6 protein-coding genes are annotated in these 4,251 nt (G+C 38.3%); all 6 read left to right on the forward strand.

Annotated features, from left to right (window positions below; all coding sequences use genetic code 11):
* Positions 1–278: prolyl oligopeptidase family serine peptidase (locus tag J7K93_02145; GenBank protein ID MCD6115791.1), on the forward strand; the 278-nt coding region annotated here is incomplete at its 5' end.
* Positions 279–479: 201 nt separating this feature from the next.
* Positions 480–1,616: an ATP-binding protein gene (locus tag J7K93_02150; protein MCD6115792.1), complete on the forward strand. Its 1,137-nt coding sequence runs from the start codon at positions 480–482 to the stop codon at positions 1,614–1,616.
* Positions 1,617–1,835: 219 nt separating this feature from the next.
* The gene (locus tag J7K93_02155) at positions 1,836–2,186 is read left to right on the forward strand and encodes a hypothetical protein (GenBank protein MCD6115793.1); all 351 of its coding nucleotides are present in this window, start codon (positions 1,836–1,838) and stop codon (positions 2,184–2,186) included.
* Between the two features lie 63 nt (positions 2,187–2,249).
* The gene (locus J7K93_02160; protein MCD6115794.1) at positions 2,250–2,822 is read left to right on the forward strand and encodes a flavodoxin family protein; all 573 of its coding nucleotides are present in this window, start codon (positions 2,250–2,252) and stop codon (positions 2,820–2,822) included.
* Complete coding sequence (locus J7K93_02165) at positions 2,822–3,514, forward strand: hypothetical protein (GenBank protein ID MCD6115795.1); 693 nt, start codon at positions 2,822–2,824, stop codon at positions 3,512–3,514. Before J7K93_02160 ends, J7K93_02165 begins: the two co-directional genes overlap by 1 nt.
* A gap of 35 nt (positions 3,515–3,549) precedes the next feature.
* Complete coding sequence (locus tag J7K93_02170) at positions 3,550–4,203, forward strand: hypothetical protein (protein MCD6115796.1); 654 nt, start codon at positions 3,550–3,552, stop codon at positions 4,201–4,203.
* The last annotated feature ends 48 nt before the right edge of the window (positions 4,204–4,251 follow it).

Raw genomic sequence — 4,251 nt, forward strand, 5'->3', positions numbered from 1 at the left:
CCAATTTTGTAAAGAATTTTAAAACTCCATGCCTTGTAATTACAGGAGAGCGGGATTACAGAGTTCCCTACACCCAGAGCCTTCAGTTTTTTACAGCACTGCAGAAAATGAATGTCCCGTCAAGACTAATTGTTTTTAAAAATGACGGGCACTGGCCGAATTATGTAAAATCAATGCCCCTTTACTACAATGCGCATCTTGACTGGTTTCACAAATATCTCGGCGGAGATCCTGCACCGTATGACATGAAGAAGATGATAAGAAACCGGGCTTTTTAAAATCTTAATAATAAAAATTGCGGATACTGTCTGATCAAAACGGCAGTATCCGCAAAATATCACTCATAGGTTAATACCATTGATATCCCTTCACAGAAACAGCATTCCTGTCTGTAACTTAAATTTCTTGACTTTTACAGGTTTTCTGACTATTTTCCATTGAAATATCAGCGGCAGTTACCGAAATTTCAGGGATAAATTGTGATTCAGAGAAAAATTGACTTACATACAGTAGAAAAACTTCTGCAGCAATTCCGGGTAACAGCCATACTGGGGCCCAGACAAAGCGGCAAAACAACCCTTGCCAAATCGCTTAAATTCGACAAATATTTTGATCTGGAAAATCCACGGGATCTTGTACTTTTTGACAACCCTCAGCTTGTTCTGGAAAAATGTACCGGAACTATTATTATTGACGAAATTCAGCACAAACCGGATCTGTTTGCATTACTGCGTTTTCTTACAGATAACAGACCGGATCAAAAATATTTAATCCTCGGGAGCGCTTCAAGGGATCTGATAAAACAAAGTTCGGAATCGCTTGCAGGTCGGATTGCATATTTCACACTTTCAGGATTCCGGATACACGACATACCGGAGGACCGACAAAATAACCTGTGGATACGCGGCGGCCTGCCTCTTTCTTTCCTGGCAGACAGTGATTCAAACAGTGCAGTATGGCGCGAAAACTATATCCGTACTTTTCTTGAAAGAGATATTCCCGGTCTTGGTATAAGGATTCCTCCGCATACATTACACAGATTCTGGCAGATGATCAGCCATTATCACGGAAACATTATTAATTTCTCTGAGATCGGCAAATCCTTCGGTATAGCAGATACCACTGTGCGTCATTACATAGATATTCTTCAGGGAACATTTATGATTCGCCAGTTGCAACCCTGGTATGTAAATATAAAAAAACGACTTGTTAAAAGACCTAAAATTTATATCAGAGATTCGGGAATATTTCATTCTCTGTTAACAATTGAGACAATGGAAGCTCTTGAAAGGCATCCGAAGCTTGGCAGCTCCTGGGAAGGGTTTGCATTGGACGTTGTATGGCGAAGTATTGGTAAACCTGATGATCAGGCTTATTTCTGGGCAACACACACCGGCGCTGAGGTTGATCTGTACTGGCAGCAAGAAGGACTTAACTGGGCATGCGAGTTTAAGTTTACTGACGCTCCTAAAATGACAAAATCAATGCGTTCTGCCCTATCGGATTTAAACCTGCATAAACTCTGGGTTATTTATCCAGGAGATAAAAGATACTATCTGCATAAACAGATTGAAGTACTTCCTATAAGCCAGGTTCCGGCTTACTGGGAGTACTGAATTCTCCTGTTATTTTTTTCTTCACAAACATGGCAATGTGTAAATATTTCTCTTGACAAACCCGAAATATTTAACTACAATTAATTAACTATAACTGGACATTACTCCCCCATTAATTATTTTATCTCTTTCGAGATTTTATTTTGAAGTTTAGTACATTTAATAATTTCTCAGCAGAACATAACTGTTAATCCTGTTATTAATCAGCAGAGGTTTGGAATGGGATTGTTTTTAAAAAAGAAGAGCCGGACACCGTTATTTGACCTGCTTTTAAGCATTTCTTCTTCTATTCGGAAAAATGAACTCAAATCCCATTTTTCCGGAATGGGGAATCACGAAATACTGGCAATTTTTCAGTGCCCTCATTATAAATCCGCTATTGATAAAATTAATCAACACCTAAAATCCAAACCAGAACAGATCAGAGCAGCAGGCCAGGTTGATAACAGCGGCGGAATAGTGTATTATATTAGGGGAACTTTTACAAAGGAAGACGCACACTTTTTTTTACATGAACTACAACGATGTATGAAAAAAGGAGACGATGTCAGGGTAACTGTTCCTGAGTAATTAGACAACATTGTTTGAAATAATAATCCGTTCGGATATGACGCATTCTTAAAGGAGAACAATTTGAAGGCAGTAATTTTAAACGGTACCGAAAACAACAATAAGCAGCTTGATCAAATCTGCAGTATTATTTCTGAGGAGCTTAAGGCTATTGAATGGGAAGTAGAATCAATTCCTATCCGTGATTTAAAGATTACCAATTGCGTGGGCTGCTTTGAATGCTGGGTAAAAACCCCCGGTATCTGCAGGTTTAACGATGACGGGCGTGAAATAGCAAAAAAATACATTCAGAGCGATCTTGCCGTACTGTTTACACCTGTAACTTTCGGAGGATATTCTTCGGAACTTAAAAAAGCACTGGACCGAATTATATGCCTGATTCTGCCTTTTTTCACGAAAAAAAACAATGAAACTCATCATCAGCTGCGTTACGGCCAATATCCACGTTTATTAGGCCTCGGAGTACTTCCCAGGGCAGACGAAAAAAAAGAGCGAATATTTAATACTCTGATTGATAGAAATGCTGTTAATTTTGCACCTTCGGCTTATGCCGGGGATGTACTGTACAGCAGCCAGAATCAGGAAGAAATCAGAAAACAGATTAAATCGCTTCTTTATTCAATTGAGGTAATGTAATGAATATTAAAAAACGAGCTCTTCTTCTCGTGGGAAGTGCTAAACTTCATCACAGCACATCTGAATCGCTTGGGACATATCTGACAGAAAGACTGCAGGAGAGAGGATTTGAAACAGATAAAATGCTGATTCACAAATCAATAGAATCAGATATTCTTAAAAATGAATTACTTTCAGCGGCCAATAATGCAGACATTGTGATACTGACTTTCCCGCTCTATGTAGACTGCCTGCCGTATTTGGTCATAAGGACAATGGAGCTGATTTATGAAAACCGCTATAAAAAAGACAACTCAACAGAGCAGAATTTTTTATGCATTGCCAATTGCGGATTCCCGGAAGCCTTCCATAACAATACAGCACTTAATATATGCAGAGAATTTGCTTCTGAAACCGGCTTTAATTGGATAGGTGGACTTTCACTTGGCGGAGGAGAAGCTATAGGTGGGAAACCTCTTCGTGATGTAAAAGGTATGGCACATAACATAATAAAATCCCTTAATCTTACTGCAGATGCAATTGCAGCAGGAAACACTGTTCCGCAGCAGGCTGTAACACTTATGGCAAAACCCCTGATACCGAACTGGGTGTATCTGTTGTTCGGGTCTATGAGCTGGAAGAAGCTTGCGAAAAAATACGGAGCAAAAAATAAGCTATATGATAAACCGTATTCAATTTGGAAACAGATGTGAATTAATCTAGTTTTAGCTTTATAGGAGGAGAAAACATGTCAAAGTTTACATTCTCTTTAAAAACTATCTTAAAAATATTTCCTGCAATTGCTATTTTTTACGGCTGTGCAGGGACAAGACAATCTGAGAATACAGTATCATCATTTTCATTTAAATATAAGGGAGAACAGTATCGTATATTATCCGGTTCAATTGAATCTGCAAAAGAGAATTTTAATCAGCTTCTTGGCAAAGGGTTAATAGCTGTTGATTTATTACAGGACGGCGTGCTTGATCAGATAAAACTTGGAAATATAACTCAGGCACAAGCTCAAAATATATACGATTATGGAATTGAACTTGCAAGGGAATCCAATAAGCTAAAGCAAAAGCCTCCATCAGGTGATCGCTTTCTTGAAGAAACATTTGATTCTTACTATGAAATTGTCACTCTTAAACTGAATAAAGGACAGGTTTACAATCAATTTAAAATATCAAAAAAATACTGCAGGTATCCTGAACTGATTGTTTCAATTGACCGCAATGCCGACGGCTCACTTGATGAAATTTTAAAAGGATCTGTAAATTTGAAAAAACTTCAGGCTGACTACTCCTCTATTCTGCAGACTGGCTTGAAAAAAGGCAGATTAATCAGGTATAACAATATGATTATTGTGAAAAACGACACGCTGAATAACAAGGGCATTTAATCAGTGATCCTTCTGTCGATCCAAGTAAATCCATTCGATAACTGCTCA

Source organism: bacterium (genome assembly GCA_021158245.1).
GTDB lineage: Bacteria > Zhuqueibacterota > QNDG01 > QNDG01 > QNDG01 > QNDG01.

Bases quoted from the DNA above. Each gene is read 5' to 3' on its own strand.
- J7K93_02155 (MCD6115793.1), top strand. From the start codon at position 1,836: ATGGGATTGTTTTTAAAAAAGAAGAGCCGGACACCGTTATTTGACCTG.
- J7K93_02165 (MCD6115795.1), top strand. From the start codon at position 2,822: ATGAATATTAAAAAACGAGCTCTTCTTCTCGTGGGAAGTGCTAAACTT.
- J7K93_02170 (MCD6115796.1), top strand. From the start codon at position 3,550: ATGTCAAAGTTTACATTCTCTTTAAAAACTATCTTAAAAATATTTCCT.